Below are 19113 nucleotides of genomic sequence, written 5' to 3' on the forward strand. Positions count from 1 at the left end.
ACTCACGTTGCCGCCCTCCTTTAGTACGCTTGCCGGGTCTGTCCCGGAGCCGGCAATCAAAAAACGTCGTAGCAAAATCCTGTGGTACGTCAATCTGCCGTCAACGCCGCGTGCGGGGCAAGACTGCTGCCGCCGCGACGATTGGACCTGCCTGCATCAATGCGGCGGCGTGTCCGAATCGAGCATCTCATCAGCTCCCAGCAGGGTGTCATGACGCGGTCGTCCCCAGTTGCGTGCATCCTCAATCGCCCTTTCGCGATCTTCTTCCAGCATGAACCTCTGGCCAACCAGAGCGTTGGCAGCCGCGCCGATTGCGCTGAGATAACCCTCGGCGCTTCGATAGCGACTCAGGATGGAGCGCCTCGGATCGCCGGTCTCATGTTGTTCTTCGGGTGACTCAGGAAGCGGGATGTAACTGCCCGTGGTGCCGACCATCGCGCCATTGCCGAGCTCGCGCCGGCGCATGCTCCAACCGACGTAGGTGCCTAACGGCGCGCTCACCGCCGGGGCGCGCACACCGGCTATATCAAGTCCGTCTCTGTCCACGGCGGGCACGAAGATCGGGTAAGCCTTGCCTTCCGTGAAGCGTGGTTCGCGATGCATCTTCCCGTGCTTGAGGTCGGGGCCGAAGTCGACCACTTCCAGCGTGCTGGGAGAGGGTGGGATCGTTTGTCCGGGAATCGACGGAAACTGCGTTCTCCAGGTGTCGTAATCGACCAGAGTATCGGTACTGCGCAGCGGAATTCGGCTGGCCGGCGGTGGTGTCCCGTATGTGGCCCACGCGTCGAGGCAATCCAGCAGTGCCCGAAAGAAGAACGAGGTCGACACGTTGTTCTGATAATTCTTGCTGATGCCAGCCGTGGGGCGAATCGGACCGGGTGCGGCGAAGTGCTGGGACGAAGACCATAAGTAGATCCGGACATTGTCCGGCTGAGGCAGATCCCGGCCCTGCGTGTCTGTGAGTACCAGGCTGGCGCGGCGATGCCAATACTCCGAGGAACTGTCGGTGTGAATGACCAGCGGATCCGTTGCCGGCCGTTTCAGGATGGCATCGGTTTGTTCGCTATACGCGTCGGTGCACGCCGCATAGGAGAACGGAAAACGATCGGCGGGAGTGAAGTGGTTCTCGTATTGCTGCCCAGGCAAGACCGAGATGTTGGCGAAGCGCTGGTTCATCCAGAGCTTGCCGGCACCGGCGACATGCGGCATCACGCCATCGAACACCCGACGCCCTTTGGCATCGGCATTGAAGCCCCCATAGACAAAATCGCGGATGGCGCGACCTGTCTGGGACCGCCCCCAGGCATAAACTTTCTCTGGACGCGAAGCGCCTTGTCCCAACGGGTTGGGTTGACCCGACGCATCCTCATCGTCGAACTTGAGGAAGCTGACAAAGTCGCGTACTGCTACGTGACCGAGGCCCAATACCAGTGGATCCTGTGCAACGTAGGACAATTCATAAATCCATCCAGGCTCGAATCCAGCATGAAGATAAAGATGCTGATTCGATGGAACGATGCCTTGTTCCGCCCCCTGGCTATCCACTCCGATGCCGTTTTCGAGCCGTGCGAAAGACCATGCGTGCGCGGGAATCACCTCACGCCGGGACAAAGCATAACGACGCCTGGTCAGTTGGGCGTGGGCCGGATTCATGTCAGACGTGGGATAGCTTTTGACCGTAACGAGGCTGGACAGCGGGAATACGAAGGTGTCGGGGGCGGTTGCAACATACTCGGTCCGGACCCATCCGCGGATGGGCTCAGCGCCGTCGGTAGCGGTCGGGGCTTCCAATACCAGGCGTCCTTCGCCCGGCAGCAGATCGCCTTGCCAGCCCAGCCAGGCGATCACATAGCCGCGCCGCATGAGAAAGCCATTGCCAGCATGCACGGCGTCGACAGGCAGATTGCCTGGCTTCGCATCATTGAAGAACTGCAGCGCACGTTTGTTGCCCCGATTCCCGTAGTCAAAAAAGAGGCGCCCATTGCTCTTACTTATATCGATGGGTTTGAGCAGATTGAACCCGGCGCGATAGACCACCAGGCCATTCTCGTTGCGTGCAGCCTTGTCGATGTCTACGACGTCGACCATGTCCGGCGCGTCGGGGTCGGCCTGAAATTCGATCTCGCCACTGAGCAGTTCGTAGGGACCGGTATTTCCAAACTCGTGGCCGTTCGCGAACAGACGTCGGTCTTTCAGGGTGTAGCGAAGCGAGGATGGCATCGCAGTCTCCAGATCATTGTCGGTGGAAGGTCGGCGGGGCGGCACGCACAATGCCATCACTCAGGCTTGATGCCAAAATCGTGGAGCAACGTTTTCCATAGCTTGATTTCCGTTGCGACGCGAGCCGCCATTTGTGGCCCTGGCACGTTCATGGCCGACAGATATTGCGTCTTGAACTGTTTTTGCACCTTTGGGTCTTGTAACGCTTCCTGCACAGCTTGCTCGAGCCGCTTTGCCACGGCCGGATCCAGTCCCGCCGGACCGACCACGGCCGTCCAGGTCGGCAGTGACGGCAGATCCAATCCGATCTGCTTCGCGCCAGGAACGCCGGGAAGCTCGGGAATAGGATCTCCGCCAATGATCAACAAAGGCGTCGCGGCGCCTGCCTTCAGTTCGGGAAGCGCCGGCCCGACGACGCTGGACATCAGATCGACCTGCCCGCCGATGACAGCGACAAGAGCGGGACCTGAGCCGCTGAACGGGATGTGCAGCAATTTGAAGTTGGCGCGCTGGGCGACCAGTTCGGTGGCGAGCTGAGTCGAGTTGCCGATTCCCGCGCTCGCGAAGGTGAATTTCCCCGGGTTTGCCTTGGCCTCTTTCGTCAGATCCGCAAACGACTTCAGCCCGCTGGCCTTGCTCGCGACCATCACGAAGGGATTCTCGGACACCGCCGCTATGTAGGTGAAGTCTTTAACGGGATCGTAGGGCAACTTCTTGTACAGACCGGGATTGAACACCATCGGAGAGCACCCGCTGAACAGCAGGGTGTACCCGTCCGGCCTGGCCTTGGCCACATAAGCCGTGGCGGTCACCCCGTTGGCCCCCGGCCTGTTCTCAACCACGATTGCCTGCCCGAGCGATTGCGACATCCTTTCGCTCATGATTCTCGCGACAGCGTCGACGCTGGAGCCTGCTGATTGGCCGACAATAAGTCTGATGGGCGCCGTCGGATAAGCGCTATCGGCTTGTGCCGGAACAATCGCAATCGATAGACCCGCAGCCAGTCCAACAGCGAAGCGTTTGAACATAAGATTTCTCCGGTTAGATGGGCGATGTTGCGCTAACGCAGCAGGGCTCTCGGGCGCGTGGCGGAGATCAACTCAGGCATTGGCAAACCATCGGATGCCAAGCAATGCTGAGAGAAATTCCAGACCTTAAAAACGTAATCGGTGCGGCATGACTGAGGTGCTGAGGCAGATATTTGCCCATAGTTGCAACGCACAATCGGCTGGTCATGCGTCTGTCTCCAACTTGGTCAATGCATATATTGAGTTCAATATCCTGGATCCAAAAAATTTTGTCAAGAAGTTGCACCTGTGTCATGTGGGTAGGTGGCCTTCGGTCGTTTTCAATCCGCCACCCAGATCTCCCGCTTCCTTGATTCAAGGCGGCTGCCGGACTAGACGCCCGAGACAAGCTTTATGTTCGAGCGGCCATCACTAGTCGATCCCGATGACGTCTGGGCTGTTCCCTGATCGGACACGCCAGCGTCCAGGATGCGATATAACGCGACGCTACTTTGCTCCGATGTCGGCACCGACACCGCGGAGCAAAGAGAAGCGGCCAGATTAAAACTGGTTGTCTTCCTGATTAAGTTTATTGGCGGCGAAATGGCCTTAAATCGACCCCTTCTAGTTAAGGGTGATGCCGAGGTCCTTAATCAGCTTTGAATATTTGTCACTGTCGCGGCGTAGCACCTGGCCAAAAGCACCCGGCGTCATGGCTATGGGTATCACGCCCATGCCTTCCATCCGTTGCTTGACAGCCGGGACCATGAAGGCTGCGTTCATCGCTTTATTGAGATTTGCGGTGATCTCAGCCGGAGTACCTTTAGGTGCGAGCGCGCCATACCAGATCGTCATGTCGTAGCCTGGAACGGTTTCGCCTATGGTGGGAGTGTCGGGCAGCAACGTGGAGCGATGTGCTTCAGTCACGGCCAACAGACGCAGCTTCCCGGACTTGACGTAGGGCAGCGTCTGGGTTCCCGCGCTGATGTTCAGCTGTGTGTCTCCGATAACGGTCGACAGGATCGCCGGCGCGCCGCTGCGGTAGGGAACATGAACCATCTGGATGTTTGCCATTTTTTGAAGCATCAGCACGCCGATGTGATTGACGCTACCCACGCCGCCGGTCGCATAGTTGATTTTGCCCGGATGCGAATGGGCATAGTCGATCAACTCCTTGATGCTATGTACCGGGAGAGAGGGGTTCACTACGACGGTCGTCAATACGGTCGCGAGATAGGCAACGGGCTCGAAGTCGTCTACGCCCTTGAAAGGAGTGGAGGGGATTAAGGTCGGGTTGACGGCATGGTTGGTCATCGCGCTGATGAGGATCGTATAGCCGTCCGGGCGTGCCTTCGCCACAAAATTTGTGCCGATGTTTCCCCCTGCCCCGGAGCGATTTTCCACGATGAACGATTGACCATAGGTTTTAGTCAATTGTTGCGCCAGTTCTCTCGCCAGAATGTCGGTCGAACCGCCTGGTTCCGCGGGGACTACCAACGTTACAGGCCTGTCAGGCCAGGCTGCCTGCGCGAGTCCAACCGTCAACACAAACAACAGCAAACCCGTAAGTCCCTTGATCAAAGTTTCTTTCATCTCGTTCCCTTCGTGCACTGACAATAATTCAGACCGTTTTTTCTCGGAGCCGGTCATGTCGTTGTGCCGTTGCGAGACACGCGCCGCCGATGGCGATCAGCAACGTCTTCGTACTTGCGCGGCACTTCGCGGCTCCAGGCCATGGGCCATAGGTCATCTTAGGAGCGTGATTTACTCTGTCTAAATTATTTTTCTGATCGAGCAATTAGTGCATGCTTATGGCAAACGATCCGTTCTATGAGGAAATAGCACCGATTGTCAGGGTCAAAAATAGCGGCGCGATTGAGGCAATGCCTTATCTGGGCGCATTTGTCGAAGCACGCATCTCGTTACGCGACCGGACCAGGCTGGTCGCGAGATGTTCTTCCGCCGGAAGCGGGTATTCCCTGACTTCCGAGATCAGATGAATGGCGGGCAACATCCACTCGAATCGAAGGTCGAGTGTCTGGACGCGTGGCCGACGCAAGAAATCAAAGGCCACATCGTCCGGGACGATCGATACCATCCGCTCGTCGCTGGCAATCATTTCTTCGATCATCTCAGACGACTCCGTTTCGATGACCGGTGAAGGCGGGATCAGCCCATTTTTTCTGAACTCTTCGTTAAGGCGTATCCGCGTCGGTGTGTCAGGCAGGGGTAGCAGCCAGCGCGCATCGCGCAGATCTTCGAGTTTGACCTGGCGGTTTGCAAAGCGCTTTACCCGTGCGGGATGTGCGACAAGCGCCGGAAGCTGTTCATACAATACTCGATAGCTCAGACCAGTAAAATCTTCGTCCTGCGGCAATCTTCCTATGACGCAATCGACCTTGCGCTCCCGAAGCAATTTCAACAGTTGTCGCGTGTTGTCGCGGTAAAGCGTCAGGCTAAGATTGTCACGCTGCACGAGCGTGCGCACCGTGCGTGTGAGCAGATCACTGGATACGTGAGGGACGACGCCGAGGTTTAAATGCGTGCGGTATCCCGAGTTCATGGCTTGTACTTCACGCTCCCAGAACTCGATATCCTGCAGGAACCGGTTGGCCCGAGCCAGCGCCATGGCACCCAATTCGGTCGGTACAACTCCGCGGGACGAGCGCAAGAACAGCGGACTGCCGAAGATGCTCTCCACTTCCGCCAGGGTTTGCGTTAGCGCCGATTGCGATATGCCCAAGGTATCGGCCGCGCGCGTCACCGAGCCGTGCTTTGCTATCGCGACCAGGATCGAAAGGTGCCGTAATTTCAGCCGGCGGGCAAAATGGGACGACGCGTCGGTCATTTTCGTTTCCTATAAGGCAGAGCTTATCCTGCCATAAATATATTCGCTAATAGCTTGCGCACTCGCCAATTAAGCTAGACGGTCTTCTTATCAGCGCGAGTCTCAGCATGTCCGACGCATTCACCACCCGGCCGGAAATCAAGGGCACCATGGGGGTTGTTTCCAGCACGCATTGGCTTGCGTCACAAACGGCGATGGGGGTTCTGGAGCGCGGTGGGAACGCGTTCGATGCAGCCGTCGCCGGTGGCTTTGTACTTCAGATTGTCGAGCCGCATCTGAATGGGCCCGGCGGCGAGGTGCCGGTTCTTTTCTGGAGCAACGCGGAAAAGCGCATGCGCAGCTTATCTGGCCAGGGATGCGCGCCAGAGCTGGCGACCATAGGGTATTTCCGCGAGTTGGGCGTGAGTCAGATCCCGGGGATTGGACTTTTGCCGGCCACGGTGCCGGGAGCTTTTGGGGCGTGGCTTACGCTGTTGCGCGACTACGGCAGCTGGGAGTTGGCGGACGTATTACTCCCAGCGATCGAATACGCGACAAACGGCTTTCCTATCGTTCCTCGAGTGTCAGCGGCTATCCTTGCCGTGGCGCCACTTTTCCGTGACGAATGGACAAGCTCGCGCGAAGCCTGGATGCCGGGCGGCAAGATTCCAAGGCCCGACCGCCTGCTCAAGTCGCCTCCCGCGCTTGCTCAAACCTACCGTCGATTGATAGAACACGCCCGTAGCCGCAGTACCGACCGGGCAGAACAGATCAATGCCGCACTCGATGCGTGGTACCGCGGTTTTGTCGCCGACGAGATCGATACGTTCTATCGCGAACAACGCATCTGGGACACTACAGGCAACCGGAACGCGGGATTGCTGCGTAAGTCCGACCTTGCCGAATGGCATCCTGCCTATGAAGATCCCCTGACCGTCGACTACGGCCGTTACACAGTTGCCAAATGCGGTACGTGGTCACAGGGTCCGGTGCATCTTCAGCAACTCGCCATGCTAAGAGAACTGGGTGTCGAAAACCAGGATCCGCTTTCCGCAAGCTTCGTCCATACCATCGCCGAATCGGCCAAACTCGCCTTTGCCGATCGTCTCGCATGGTATGGAGATCCAGCTTTCACTTCGGTGCCGATCACCGATCTACTGAGTCAACCGTATGCCAGGGAACGGGCCGCATTGATCAGCGCGGCCGCGAACCGTGAGATCAGGCCCGGGGCACCAGGCGGCGCCATGCCCCGGTTACCGGACCTGTCGATTGCCGAGCGAACTTTGAAGGACGCGGATGTCCGTTATGGGGTCGGTGAGCCTACGTTTGCGAGCTTGCCGCCGCTCGACAGGTGGATCGACGAGGAGCTGTTTGTCGGCGACACATGCCACCTCGACGTCATCGACCGGTTCGGCAATATGGTCTCGGCAACACCGTCGGGAGGCTGGCTGGCGGCGAGCCCCACTATTCCCGCGCTCGGTTTCGCGATCACGACGCGTTTGCAGATGGCCTGGCTCGATGATGGACTTCCCGGGTCGCTCGCGCCGAAGAAACGGCCAACCACTACACTGTCACCCGGCCTTGTCCTGCGTGATGGGCAACCGTATATGTGCTTTGGGACTCCTGGTGGAGATCAGCAGGATCAGTGGACAGTGGCATTCCTGATCCGGCATATGCAAGGGATGAATCTACAGGAAGCCATAGATTGCCCGGCCTGGCACATCGAACATTTTCCCGCTTCTTTCTGGCCGCGTCCGGTGAAATTGAATCGACTGATCCTCGAAGACCGCTTTCCAGATCAGGTCATCGAAGCCTTGCGTCATGCGGGGCACGACGTTTCTGTCGGACCGGCGTGGTCCGAAGGAAGAATCACCGCATGTGCGCAAGAAATCTTGAGCGGCGGAGAAAGAATCTTGCGAGCGGCGGCCAACCCGCGGGGGATGCAAGGCTACGCGGTCGGACGATAGCGAGGCCGCATGTCCGGCACGTCGAGCTGAAGGGATTTCGTGGGAATACCGGGTCGAACGCGGGGTATCCTGTTACCCGTTGCTCCATCGCTATCGATGGGTCCCACACCGAAGGAGCCCTATGACTTTGGAACTGAAAACCGGCACTGTGAATGACGGGATCGTGAGCTTGACGGCGGTCGCGTTATCGCAGGCGATTCATCAGCGCACGCTGTCATGCGTTGAGGTGATAAGCGCGTATTTCGCGCATATCGACCGGATGAATCCGCACGTCAACGCGCTCGTTGCGCTGGGCGATCGCGATGACGCACTACGCGAGGCCGCGCGCGCCGATGCCGATCTCGCGGCGGGAGTCAGCAGAGGCTGGATGCACGGTTTCCCGCAAGCGCCCAAGGATACGAGCCCTGTCGCGGGCATGGTCACCACGCGCGGCTCGCGCATCTACCGCGACACTGTCACGCAAGCGGACAGCGTGATGATCGCGCGCATGCGCCAGGCGGGATCGATCTTCATCGCTCGATCGAATGCACCGGAATTCGGGCTGGGGTCGCACACGTATAACGCGGTGTATGGCGTGACGCGCAACGCGTTCGATCAGTCGCGCACCGCCGGAGGCAGCAGCGGTGGCGCAGCGGTGGCGTTAGCGCTGCGCATGCTGCCCGTGGCGGACGGCAGCGACATGATGGGATCACTGCGCAATCCGGCTGCGTTCAATAACGTGTTTGGTTTGCGGCCGTCGTTTGGCCGTGTTCCCGGTTATCCGGCGGAAGACGTGTTCTTCGATCAATTGAGCACGGGCGGCCCGATGGCCCGCTCGGTTGCCGATCTGGCGATGCTGCTGTCGGTGCAGGCGGGTTACGACCAGTCATCGCCGCTCGGCAGGCGGGATGATCCAGCGCAGTTCGCGAAGCCCCTGACGCGCGATTGCCGCGATGTGCGTATCGGCTGGCTAGGCGACCTCGAGGGTTATTTGCCGATCGAATCGGGCGTGCTCGATGTGTGCGGCAACGCGCTGCGTCGATTCGAGGCCATTGGATGCGTAGTAGAACCCGCGCGTGTCGATTTCGAGCTGGAGCAACTCTGGCAGGCATGGACCACGCTTCGGAGCTTTCAGATTGCCGGCGCGCAGCGCATGCATTACGCGGATCCCGCGAAGCGAGCGTTGCTGAAACCCGAAGCAATCTGGGAGATCGAGTCGGGCAACGCGTTATCCGCAAGCGCCGTGTACCTCGCGTCCGTCACACGCACCGCATGGTTTGAGGCGCTCATGCGGCTCTTCCAGCGCTTCGATTTCCTCGTGCTGCCTTCCGCGCAACTGTTTCCGTTCGACGCTTCGATCGACTGGCCGCGGCAGGTCGCGGGCCGTGCGATGGACACTTATCATCGCTGGATGGAGGTGGTCGTGCCGGCATCGATGGCCGGGCTGCCCGTGCTTAATGTGCCGGCCGGTTTTGGCGCCGGCGGGCTACCGATGGGCATGCAGGTCATCGGCAGTCCGGACGCCGACTGGTCGTTGCTGCAACTCGGTCATGCGTACGAGCAGGCATGCGATTGCGTCAACGTGTCGAGCCCGTTGCTGGGAACTGCCTGACGGTGGACGACGTACTGTACCTCAGGCCTGACCGGCAGTTGCCGGTCAGGCTTGAGCCGGCGGCTTAATGATCGAGTACGCGATGCAGGAATTGTTGCGTGCGAGCATTCCGCGGGTTCGTGAAGATCTGCTCCGGCGAGCCCTGTTCTGCGATCGCCCCCTTGTCCATGAAGACGACGCGGTCCGCGGTCTTGCGCGCAAAGCCCATCTCATGTGTGACGACCACCATGGTCATACCGTCGCGCGCGAGTCCGCGCATCACTTCGGTGACTTCGCCGACCAGTTCGGGATCGAGCGCGGAGGTCGCTTCGTCGAAGAACATGATGCCGGGCTCGACTGCGAGCGCCCGCGCAATCGCCACCCGCTGCTGCTGGCCGCCGGACAATTGGCTCGGGAAGTGTTCCGCGCGATCCGCGAGCCCCACGCGCTCGAGCGCCTCCATTGCGCGTGCGCGCGCCGCGGCGGGACTCATCTTGCGCGCCTTGACGAGCGCGAGGGACACATTGCCGAGTGCGTTCTTGTGCGGGAACAGGTTGAACTGCTGGAAAACCATGCCTACGTGGCCACGGATTTCCTTCGCGCGGCGGGCGTCGTGCAGCGGTACGGCGTTCACCCACACCTCGCCCGAATCGGCGCTCTCAAGACCGCTCATGATACGCAGCACCGTGCTCTTGCCGGAACCCGACGCGCCGACCAGGACCAGTACTTCGCCCTGCGATACGTCGAGATCGATCGAGTTGAGCACCTGCGTCGACCCGAACGACTTGGTGACACCGTTCAATTTGATGATGGGGTTCGGCGTGGTCAAGATAGTTGCCTCCTTATGGAATCGTGCCGGCGCACCCACCGTGAAAGTGGGAAGCAGATGATGAAATAGATCACCGCCACCAGCCCGTAGATCTCCGCTGGCTGCCCGATTCTGTCCACGATGGCCTGGCCCTGGTGCATCAGTTCCGACATGCCGATCATGCTCACGATCGACGTGTCCTTGATGAGCGCGAGATATTGACCAACGAGCGGCGGCATGACGAGCTTCGCCGTCTGCGGCAGGATGACCGAGAAGAAGGCTTGCGTCCTGCTCAAACCGAGGATCTGCGACACCTCCCACTGGCCCTTCGGAACCGATTCGATGCCCGAACGAAACACTTCGGCGATGTAGGCACCTTGATAGACACTCAAGCCCACGACGCCCGCGGCGAAGACATCGATCACGTAGCCGAAGTACGAGACGCCGAAGTAGATGAGCATCAGCGTGATGAGCGCCGGACTGCCGCGAAACAGTTCCGTATAGATGATCGCGAGCCGCGGCGTGCCCCACGACCCGAAACTGCGGAGCACGGCGGCAAGCAAGCCGAGAAGCGTGCCTCCGACGGCAGCTGCCAGAGCCAGGGCGAGCGTCACGACCAATCCCTGCAGCAGTATCGGGATGCTGCCTGTCAGGATGTCGTCCGGCATGTCGAGCCTCCGTTCGTAAAGGTCATGAGATCATTGCCGTCCAGCAAGCAGCCTGCCGAAGCGCGGCCGTTGCCGCTGTTTGCGCATCACGAGCGGCGGATGGAAGAGCCTGCGTCCGAGGCACGACGCGAACCATGAGAGCGCGTTGCTCATGATCAGGTAACCGGCCAAGGTGATCGTGAAGGTCTGCACATACAGCAGCGTGCGCGAATTGATGACGGTCGCGGTGCCGGTCAGTTCCGGCAACGCGATCGCAGACAGGAGCGATGTGCTGAGCAACACGTGGATCAGGTTGTTGACGATGGCCGGGTACACGGCGCGCGCCGCTTGCGGCAACACGACGTGGGTGAAGATCTGCGCTCGCCCGACCCCGAGAATGGTGGCCGCCTCTATCTGACCGCGCGGGACCGACTGGATCCCCGCGCGAAACACCTCGGCAAGGTAGGCACCCACGTTCATTCCCAGCCCGATCACACCAGCCCAGTACGCATCGAGCTTGATGCCTAGCGACGGCAAGCCGAAGAACACGATAAAGATCTGCAGCAGCATCGGTGTATTGCGGATAACTTCGACATAGGCGCCCGATACCGCGCGTAACGGCCCGATACGCGATGCGTTGGCGAGCGCCGCCAGCATTCCGAGTGCGAGCCCGAGTGCAAAAGCAAGGAACGTCACCTGCAGTGTCAGCGATACCGCGCTCAGAAAATCGTCCCAGTAGCCCGCCAGCGTTAACCATTGATAGCTCATCGGCTTCTCCCGGGGTGCATGTCGGTGGCGTCAGTATTGCGGATTCAGCGGGAAACGCGGATCGACACCGAACCACTTGTTGTAGAGCCGCGCATTGAGCTTGGACGCGTTGATCTCGAACAGGAATTCGTTGAGGTAATTGAGCCAGATCTGGTCACCCTGTCTCACACCAAAGCCGTTGTATTGCAAGGGAATGGGCGCTTCGTCCGTAACCGTCAGTTCAGGATTGAGCTTCGCCTGGTATGCGAGGAAGTTGGTATCTTCGAGCATGGCGTCGACCTGACCTTGCTTGACCGCCAGGATCGCCGCAAGCGAATTGTCGTATTCCTGAATCTTCATCTGTGTGTTCAACGAACGCACTTCGTCCCCATTGGTCGAGCCCTTCACCGTGGCAATGGTGTGACCGGACATGTCCTTGAGCGACTTGATCCCGCTGCTTTTTCTGACGATCAGAGCCTGGCCCGCGACGACATAGGGATGGGTGAAAGCAACTTCTTTCGCCCGCTCCATATTGCGCGTGAAATTGCAGATGACGACGTCGACCTTGTTGGTCTGGATATTCAGGATGCGGTTGGCACCCGTGATGTTGATTTCTTCGAGCTTCACGCCCATCCGGCTGGCGAGTTCTTTTGCAATGTCCACGTCGTAGCCATCGGGGTTGCCACTCTTGTCGTAGAAGCCGAAGGGCGCGGACGACAGGCATTCGCCGACGCGCAAGGTGCCACGCTGCAGGACGGCCTTGAGTGTTGATTCCTCCGGGCTGCCCTGACCGGTCGAGCCGATTCTGGTGCAACCGGCGAGTGCCAGCAGGCCGGCCACGGCAATCAGACACGCAAGGCGCGCCTTGTCTCCGACGAAAGTCATGGTATGTGTGCTCGGCTAGTGGGGACGGCGATAGCCATCATCATGGTTGTGCGCGGAACCCCGGCTTTTGGGGCTGATTTCGGAACTCGAAATAACGGATTCGAGATCATCGATAAGACGAACTTACTGTCTTTAAAACATTGGATCCAGTATATGGTATCCTTTTTCACGGTGCAATAATTGAATCAAAATGTTGGATCCATGATGTTCGGGTCCCTTCCTTAGACGAGTAGATCGAGCATGATTCATCCAATTTCGTTGGGATTCGTAGGTAGCGGTGACATCACGCATGCCATCGTGACAGGTCTTTTTGCACAAACCGGACAGCGCTACGAAGTCTGGCTTTCTCCGCGCAATGCACACATCTCGAAAGAGCTTGCTGATCGCTACCCCGAGGTCCATGTGGCTCAGGACAATCAGCACGTGGTCAGCCAGGCGGAGATCGTTTTTCTCGCGGTGCGTCCGCAGATAGCATCGGAGGTGCTGGGCGCGCTGAGCTTTCGTCCGGATCAATGCGCGGTAAGTCTGATCGCCGGATATGGGACGCAGAAGGTGCGCGAATCCTTGCGCGACGCGCCCGAGCGCATCGTGCGGGCACTGCCGCTTCTCATGGTCGCGCGAGCCGCAAGCCGCACTGTTCTCTATCCCGTGGAGACGCGCGTGCGGGACATCTTCGATTCGATCGGCGGCTCTCTTAGCGTCGATTCGGAGGATCAGTACGACGCGATGCTTGCGCTCAGCGCGAGTATGGGTCTCTTCTTTGCGACCGCGCACGCACAAAGCAGTTGGGCAGCGGAGCGAGGTGTGGATTACGCTGTCGCGCGCGCTTATCTCATGTCCCTATATCGGGGCCTGGCCGACACGGCGCTGCTCGATGACACCCCGCTCGACCAGCTAGCGCGGCATTATTCGACTACCGGCGGCATTAACGAGCAGGTCGTGTCCCTGATGACACAAGCCGGTATGTTCGAACATATCGACTCCACTTACGACAGCATTGAAAAGCGACTTGCCGCGATACGTCAGTCTGGTCGGAAAGCGTAAGCGGCAGTACCGGTCTGGATCGCCGCGCGGGGCGCAGGAGCATTCCCCCTGCCCCGTGCATCAGTCGCGATTACTTCTCATACGGGACGGGCTGGCCGTCCTTGATGACGTAGACAGCGGTAGGCGCACCCTTGATGTTGCCATTCTCGTCGAACGAATACGTGCCCGCGACGCCCTTGTAGTTTTCCTTCGCCAGTTCGGCGATCAGCCTGGTCTTGTCGGTCGTCGTGCCTGCCTTGACCATTGCGTCCGCGAGCAACTTCACGCCGTCGTAGAAGCTCACTGCATACACCTGAATATCCGTGCTGTAGGCGGCTTTGTATTTTTTCAGGAACTCTCGACCCGCCGGTGTCTTGTCGAGCGCAACGCCGCCCTGCGCGCAGTAGACAATCGACGCGGCATCGCCCGCAACCTTGCCCATATCGGCCGAGCAGATGCCGTCACCGCCCAGGAGCTTGGCGCGAATGCCGCGCTCGCGCATCTGTTTGGCCATCGGCGCACCTTGTGCCGCATACCCGCCAAAGAAGATCACATCCGGATTCTTGCTCTTGATGTTCGTGAGAATCCCGAGAAAGTCCGTTGCCGACGAGGTTGTGAACTCCTGGTCAACTATCTGCACGCCGTTCGCCTTGGCCGCCTTGATGAACTGCTCGGCGACGCCTTCGCCATAAGCGGTGCGGTCATCGACGACTGCCGCCGTCCTGGCTTTCAGCGTTTTTGCGGCGAATACACCCATCGTGCCACCGAGTTGTTCGTCGCTCGCGCTGATCCGGAAGACGTTCTTGAAGCCTTGCTTCGTCAGCGACGGATTGGATGCGACTGTCAGCATCGGCATATTGGCGGCATTGAGGATGCGCGACGCAGGAATGGCCACGCCAGAGTTGTACGGACCCAATACGGCAAACACGCCACTGTCGACCAGTTTCTGGGCGATCTGCACGCCGATCTTCGGGTCCGCCTGGTCATCTTCCGAGTCCAGTTTGAACGTTACCTTCTGACCCGCGACAGTGATGCCACTTTTATTCAACTCGTCGACGGCGAGTCGCGCGCCGTTCTCGTTGTCCTTGCCATTCGCTGCCTGGGGGCCCGTAAGCGGAGCCGAATGTCCGATGGTGACGACCACCTGGGCACTTGCGGAAAGGGTCAAGCCAGCCGTCGCCAGCGCGACCGCCATCATTGCTAGATAGCGCATACCGAACTCCAGTTGAGATAATTCAGGGAAACTGACGAATGACAGGGAGCCCGGTGAAACCGCTGCTCCCGGCTTTGGTTCAGGGATCAGCTTGAAAACCAGGTGTCGTTGAGGCGATAGCCCTCCGGATAGGGATCTTCGGGATCGACACCGTAGTACGAAATGCCCGTCAGCCATGCGCGGCCACTCACGTTCGTTACGACAGCGGGCGTCTGGCCGACCATCGTCGTTGCCTCGATCCTGCAAAGGAACTCGGTGTCGATAATCGACTGATGGCGAAACGTCTGGCCGACCGCGAGCTGGCCCGTTGCGTGAAGCAGTGCCATGCGCGCCGAGCTTCCGGTGCCGCATGGACTACGGTCGTGTCGCCCGGGCGAGACCACGACGGTGTTCTTCGCGACGACCTCGTTGCCGTGCTGCTCGACCGGGCCCGCAAAAAGTGTTTGGTTGATGGTGTGGATGCCGGGATTTTCCGGGTGTACCGAAGGCAACTGCTCTGCCGCGGCGAGCTTGATCCGCTCGCCCACCTCGACCAGCGTGCGCGCTTCCGACCTGTCCAGGCTGAAGCCCAAGGCGTTTGCATCGACGATCACGTAGATCATGCCGCCGTAGCACACATCCACGGTAAGCGTGCCGAAGCCGGACACTTCGACTGGCGCTGCGCGATGCATCACGAACGAAGGCACGTTTGAAAATGAGACCCGGCGGCACTTGCCATCCACGCACTCGGCCTTCACACGTACGAGTCCCGCGGGCGTATCGACGACCAGGGTCGTGACGGGCTCATGCATGGGCACGATGCCTGTTTCCAGCGCGACTGTTACCGTACACATCAGATTCGAGCCGGACATTGCCGGGTAATAATCGGCTTCGATGACGATCATGCCGAAATCGGCCTCGGCTGCGAGCGGCGGTGTTATGAGGTTGACCGCGGCATTGACGCTTCCGCGTGGATCCGACAGCAGCATGCCTCGAAGCCAGTCTTTCTCGGCGATCAGGGCTTGTTGGCATTCGAACATGTCGCGAGCGCGGGGGCTCAGGACGCCGCCCGTAATCACGCGCCCGACTTCGCCTTCAGCATGAGCACCAACGACGGTGACGTTTCTCTCCAATTTCATGATGTCTTCCTTAACTGCACGGGATCCGATGGATGCACGGTCGATAAGCGAATCGCCGTGCGATGTGGGTGCCGCATAACGCCGAGCCGCGCGACGACCGAGGAACGCGTTGGACGCCTCGTCACGCTGCGAAGGCAGCGTCGGGGCAGCGAGTTCGGCACAGAAGTGTTATCGACAAAGCGCTCGTTCTTTATGAAGACATTGAGGCCTTGCTGATTAAGCGTGGTTGGGTAGCGAGACGGATCTTCGACGCGCGAATCGCGGCCCGAACGGCGCACATCGATTGCACTCCGTTTCTGACAGCGGCGTGAGCGTCTGATGCCGGTGTCGGCGCTGCTTCGCTGAAATCGTTGCCGAAGTTCAACGCATCTCTCCTTCGCGATCGTTTGTGGATGTTGTAATCTGGATCCAAAATATTGCGTACAAAAAAAAGAGTCAATGCGAATTTACACGTAATAGCCCCAACGTCCCGGAGTTCGCCAATTGATCGGGGAGAGCCTCCATCGCGTTCCAAAAGGATTTGACATGTGACCCGTACATCGGCATCATACGCCTCGTTCATGTATATTGGATCCAGGATATTAACGTTAGTCAAAGAATGGCCTCGGGCTCCGGTAGCGGACCGTTGGTCTTTTGAGGCTGACCTTTCCTGCCACGTTTCACTCTTCTACAAAGGTGTAGCCATGAAAGTCGATTGGAAAGGTGTTTTTCCCGCTGTCACTACGAAACTCAAGGACGATGGTTCGCTCGATCACGACGCCATCAGGAAGGGGCTGAATCGCCTTATCGAGAACGGCGTCGGCGGTGTGGTGATGATGGGAATGGTGGGGGAAAACGCCCAGCTCTCGCCAGAAGAAAAGCGTACCGTGCTGAAGCTCGCCGTCGAAACCGTTGCTGGTCGCGTGCCCGTAATTTCGGGTCTGGCCGAAACGAATACCGCGAGTGCGGAGCAATTCGCAAAGGATGCGCAAGCCATCGGCGTGCAAGGTCTGATGGTGTTTCCGGGCCTGACGTATCGCTCCGACGATCGCGAAACGGTCGCGTACTATCGCGCGATTGCGCGGGCTACCAATGTCGGCATCATGGTGTACAACAACCCGCGCGGCTATGGCGTGGATATGCGCCCCGACCTCCTCGAGCAACTGAAGGACGAGGCGAACATCGTCGCAATCAAGGAAGAGACCTACGACACGACTCGCGTGACGGACCTCTTCAACCGCTTCGGCGATCGCTTTGTGGTGTTCTGCGGCGTAGACGATCTGGTGCTGGAATCGGTCGCGCTCGGCGTGACAGGCTGGGTATCGGGAATGGCCAATGCCGTGCCGAAAGAATCCGTCGAACTGCTGAATCTGGCTGTCTCGGGTGACTACGCCAAGGCGCGCACGCTATATCGCGCGCTTATCGATCTGTTCCACCTCGATGTGCATGTCAAGTTGGTCCAATACATCAAGCTCGCCGAGCACATCACGGCCGGCTATTCGGAGAATGTCAAAGCGCCGCGTCTGAAGCTCGAGGGCGAAGAACGCCGGAACGTGATCGCGACCATTGAAAAGGCGCTGGCGAACGTCAAGGCTATCTCGAACGAATAACCAACGACAGTGAGTGCCGGTTGGTAATGGCGAGCAACAGAGGAGCGCACATTCTGGATTTTGTATCCTAAGTCCGACATTATGCTAGGATGCCGGAACATCCAATTCGACTTAGAGTCCATGTCTCCGGTTGCCGCCAAACCCCGCCGTACAAATCCGCCCCCCGCTCCTGCCGGGGTCGCCGCTGATGTCGTCACGCGAAAAATCGTGCGGCCGACCACGGTCGAACTTGTCACGACGGCCATCCGGCAGCGAATCCTGAAAGGCGAACTCGCTCCGGGGGAAGCCCTCCGGCAGGAAGCGCTCGCGGACGAACTCGGCGTCAGCCGGGTGCCCATTCGCGAAGCCATCACTCGCCTTACCGGCGAAGGGTTGCTCACGAATGTGCCGCACAAAGGCGCGTACGTGGCGGAGCTGTCGGTCGAAGACGTTCAGGAAACCTTCGAGATCCGCCTGCGCCTCGAGCCATGGCTTTTCTCTGAAGCGATTGCACGAATCTCCGAAGCTGAAATCGAAAAGGCCGAGCGTCTCGTAAGCGAGATGGACAGCGCAGACGAGGGCGAGTGGGGGCAGTTGAACTGGCGTTTCCACGAAACGCTTTATATACCCGCGCAACGCGAGATCACGCTGCAGATGCTGCGCGTGCTTCACGACCGCAGCGATCGCTATTTCCGCTTCCAGATCGTTCAGGTTCCCATTCGCGAACAGGCCCACGCGGAACACATGGCGCTTGTCGACACGTGTCGAAGGCGCGATCGCAAACTGGGCGAGAAATTGCTCGAGCAGCACGTGAAAACGGCGGCTCGCCAGATTGTGTCCGTAGTTGAGTCTGTCATTACGCGTTGAATTCGCTTTCCGCACTCTGACGTCTGGGCTGGTAGGTTTTCGTTACCGGCTTGAGTTATTAAACGGAGTGGGAATTGGCTCAAAATTGATCGGTGACGATCTTGCGGGCACCGGGTTCGAACGCAGCACCAGCGTGAAGAAACGTCTGGCTGCGGTTTTGTCGCGCCGCTTTTGCAGCAGGATGTCGAGTTCGGCGCCGTGCTCGTCGACTGCACGCCACAGCAGGTACGGTTCGCCACGCAGTGTGAAGAACATCTCATTGAGGTGCCAGGTGCTACCCGGCTCTCGGCGCGCCGCTTTCACCCGGTGAGCAAAGCCGCGCCGAACTTTCTCGCACCAGCGTGCGGATCGTCTCGTAGCCGACCGTCACTTCGTGCTCGAACAGCAACTCTTCGATATCGCCCAAGGCTGAGCTGGAACCGGAAGTACCAGCGCACCGCGCGGCTGATGACCCTCGCCGGAAACCGGTGGCCGTAAAAAGCGATTTCGTTGATGTCGTCATCGCATCACGTTACGCGCACACCTCGTCAACATGACAGCGCCCTGTGGCCAGATACCGTCGTCAGCATCCAGTCGCAGGGCATTCCAATCTATATAAGGTCGGGTGGGTTTCAGCCGTTCTCTTTAGAACTTCTGAGTCATACCC

15 protein-coding genes and 1 pseudogene are annotated in these 19113 nt (G+C 59.1%); 5 read left to right on the forward strand and 11 right to left on the reverse strand.

Features of this window, described 5'->3' with window-relative positions:
• Positions 1-156: 156 nt before the first annotated feature.
• From L0U82_RS39425 to L0U82_RS39440, 4 genes are all read right to left on the reverse strand, one after another.
• On the reverse strand, positions 157-2220 hold the full coding sequence (locus L0U82_RS39425; RefSeq protein WP_233839234.1) for an alpha/beta hydrolase domain-containing protein: 2064 nt from the start codon (positions 2218-2220) through the stop codon (positions 157-159).
• Between the two features lie 56 nt (positions 2221-2276).
• The gene (locus L0U82_RS39430) at positions 2277-3248 is read right to left on the reverse strand and encodes a Bug family tripartite tricarboxylate transporter substrate binding protein (RefSeq protein ID WP_233839235.1); all 972 of its coding nucleotides are present in this window, start codon (positions 3246-3248) and stop codon (positions 2277-2279) included.
• Positions 3249-3851: 603 nt separating this feature from the next.
• A complete protein-coding gene (locus L0U82_RS39435) occupies positions 3852-4877 on the reverse strand; it encodes a Bug family tripartite tricarboxylate transporter substrate binding protein (RefSeq protein WP_233839236.1) in 1026 nt (341 codons plus the stop codon).
• 238 nt (positions 4878-5115) lie between these two features.
• Positions 5116-6075 carry a LysR family transcriptional regulator gene (locus L0U82_RS39440; RefSeq protein WP_233839237.1) on the reverse strand — a complete coding sequence of 320 codons (960 nt, stop codon included), beginning with the start codon at positions 6073-6075 and terminating at the stop codon, positions 5116-5118.
• Positions 6076-6182: 107 nt separating this feature from the next.
• On the opposite strand from L0U82_RS39440, the gene L0U82_RS39445 reads away from it, so the two are divergent.
• On the forward strand, positions 6183-8021 hold the full coding sequence (locus L0U82_RS39445) for a gamma-glutamyltransferase family protein (protein WP_233839238.1): 1839 nt from the start codon (positions 6183-6185) through the stop codon (positions 8019-8021).
• Positions 8022-8142: 121 nt separating this feature from the next.
• A complete protein-coding gene (locus tag L0U82_RS39450; protein ID WP_233839239.1) occupies positions 8143-9612 on the forward strand; it encodes an amidase in 1470 nt (489 codons plus the stop codon).
• A 64-nt stretch (positions 9613-9676) separates the two neighbouring features.
• Here the strand turns inward: L0U82_RS39450 and L0U82_RS39455 are convergent, their stop codons facing one another.
• From L0U82_RS39455 to L0U82_RS39470, 4 genes are read right to left on the reverse strand one after another with little or no spacing between them, the layout of a single operon-like run.
• Complete coding sequence (locus L0U82_RS39455) at positions 9677-10423, reverse strand: amino acid ABC transporter ATP-binding protein (protein ID WP_326489811.1); 747 nt, start codon at positions 10421-10423, stop codon at positions 9677-9679.
• Positions 10417-11067 (reverse strand): amino acid ABC transporter permease, encoded by a 651-nt coding sequence (locus L0U82_RS39460; RefSeq protein ID WP_233839240.1) that lies wholly within the window; start codon positions 11065-11067, stop codon positions 10417-10419. The genes L0U82_RS39455 and L0U82_RS39460 overlap by 7 nt, the downstream gene beginning before the upstream one ends.
• A 30-nt stretch (positions 11068-11097) precedes the next feature.
• Positions 11098-11814: an amino acid ABC transporter permease gene (locus L0U82_RS39465; protein WP_233839241.1), complete on the reverse strand. Its 717-nt coding sequence runs from the start codon at positions 11812-11814 to the stop codon at positions 11098-11100.
• A 30-nt stretch (positions 11815-11844) separates the two neighbouring features.
• Entirely contained in the window at positions 11845-12678 is an 834-nt protein-coding gene (locus L0U82_RS39470; RefSeq protein WP_233839242.1) for an ABC transporter substrate-binding protein, read from the reverse strand.
• Positions 12679-12918: 240 nt separating this feature from the next.
• Between L0U82_RS39470 and L0U82_RS39475 the strand changes: the two genes are divergently transcribed.
• Positions 12919-13722 (forward strand): pyrroline-5-carboxylate reductase, encoded by an 804-nt coding sequence (locus L0U82_RS39475; protein ID WP_233839243.1) that lies wholly within the window; start codon positions 12919-12921, stop codon positions 13720-13722.
• 70 nt (positions 13723-13792) lie between these two features.
• Here L0U82_RS39475 and L0U82_RS39480 read toward each other — a convergent pair whose 3' ends face one another.
• Complete coding sequence (locus L0U82_RS39480) at positions 13793-14914, reverse strand: branched-chain amino acid ABC transporter substrate-binding protein (protein WP_233839447.1); 1122 nt, start codon at positions 14912-14914, stop codon at positions 13793-13795.
• A gap of 86 nt (positions 14915-15000) precedes the next feature.
• Positions 15001-16032 (reverse strand): proline racemase family protein, encoded by a 1032-nt coding sequence (locus tag L0U82_RS39485; protein WP_233839248.1) that lies wholly within the window; start codon positions 16030-16032, stop codon positions 15001-15003.
• Between the two features lie 683 nt (positions 16033-16715).
• On the opposite strand from L0U82_RS39485, the gene L0U82_RS39490 reads away from it, so the two are divergent.
• Positions 16716-17621: a dihydrodipicolinate synthase family protein gene (locus tag L0U82_RS39490; protein WP_233839448.1), complete on the forward strand. Its 906-nt coding sequence runs from the start codon at positions 16716-16718 to the stop codon at positions 17619-17621.
• A 120-nt stretch (positions 17622-17741) separates the two neighbouring features.
• Complete coding sequence (locus L0U82_RS39495) at positions 17742-18467, forward strand: GntR family transcriptional regulator (protein ID WP_233839253.1); 726 nt, start codon at positions 17742-17744, stop codon at positions 18465-18467.
• A gap of 85 nt (positions 18468-18552) precedes the next feature.
• Here the strand turns inward: L0U82_RS39495 and L0U82_RS39500 are convergent.
• A pseudogene (locus L0U82_RS39500) lies at positions 18553-18961 on the reverse strand (IS6 family transposase); the annotation flags it as partial.
• Between the last annotated feature and the right edge of the window lie 152 nt (positions 18962-19113).

The sequence above is a fragment of the Paraburkholderia sp. ZP32-5 genome (assembly GCF_021390495.1).
Taxonomy (GTDB): Bacteria; Pseudomonadota; Gammaproteobacteria; order Burkholderiales; family Burkholderiaceae; genus Paraburkholderia.

Bases quoted from the DNA above. Each gene is read 5' to 3' on its own strand.
- L0U82_RS39435 (WP_233839236.1), bottom strand. From the start codon at position 4,877: ATGACCGGCTCCGAGAAAAAACGGTCTGAATTATTGTCAGTGCACGAA.
- L0U82_RS39480 (WP_233839447.1), bottom strand. From the start codon at position 14,914: ATGCGCTATCTAGCAATGATGGCGGTCGCGCTGGCGACGGCTGGCTTG.
- L0U82_RS39485 (WP_233839248.1), bottom strand. From the start codon at position 16,032: ATGAAATTGGAGAGAAACGTCACCGTCGTTGGTGCTCATGCTGAAGGC.
- L0U82_RS39475 (WP_233839243.1), top strand. From the start codon at position 12,919: ATGATTCATCCAATTTCGTTGGGATTCGTAGGTAGCGGTGACATCACG.
- L0U82_RS39495 (WP_233839253.1), top strand. From the start codon at position 17,742: ATGTCTCCGGTTGCCGCCAAACCCCGCCGTACAAATCCGCCCCCCGCT.
- L0U82_RS39445 (WP_233839238.1), top strand. From the start codon at position 6,183: ATGTCCGACGCATTCACCACCCGGCCGGAAATCAAGGGCACCATGGGG.
- L0U82_RS39460 (WP_233839240.1), bottom strand. From the start codon at position 11,067: ATGCCGGACGACATCCTGACAGGCAGCATCCCGATACTGCTGCAGGGA.
- L0U82_RS39490 (WP_233839448.1), top strand. From the start codon at position 16,716: ATGAAAGTCGATTGGAAAGGTGTTTTTCCCGCTGTCACTACGAAACTC.
- L0U82_RS39470 (WP_233839242.1), bottom strand. From the start codon at position 12,678: ATGACTTTCGTCGGAGACAAGGCGCGCCTTGCGTGTCTGATTGCCGTG.
- L0U82_RS39450 (WP_233839239.1), top strand. From the start codon at position 8,143: ATGACTTTGGAACTGAAAACCGGCACTGTGAATGACGGGATCGTGAGC.
- L0U82_RS39430 (WP_233839235.1), bottom strand. From the start codon at position 3,248: ATGTTCAAACGCTTCGCTGTTGGACTGGCTGCGGGTCTATCGATTGCG.
- L0U82_RS39440 (WP_233839237.1), bottom strand. From the start codon at position 6,075: ATGACCGACGCGTCGTCCCATTTTGCCCGCCGGCTGAAATTACGGCAC.
- L0U82_RS39465 (WP_233839241.1), bottom strand. From the start codon at position 11,814: ATGAGCTATCAATGGTTAACGCTGGCGGGCTACTGGGACGATTTTCTG.
- L0U82_RS39425 (WP_233839234.1), bottom strand. From the start codon at position 2,220: ATGCCATCCTCGCTTCGCTACACCCTGAAAGACCGACGTCTGTTCGCG.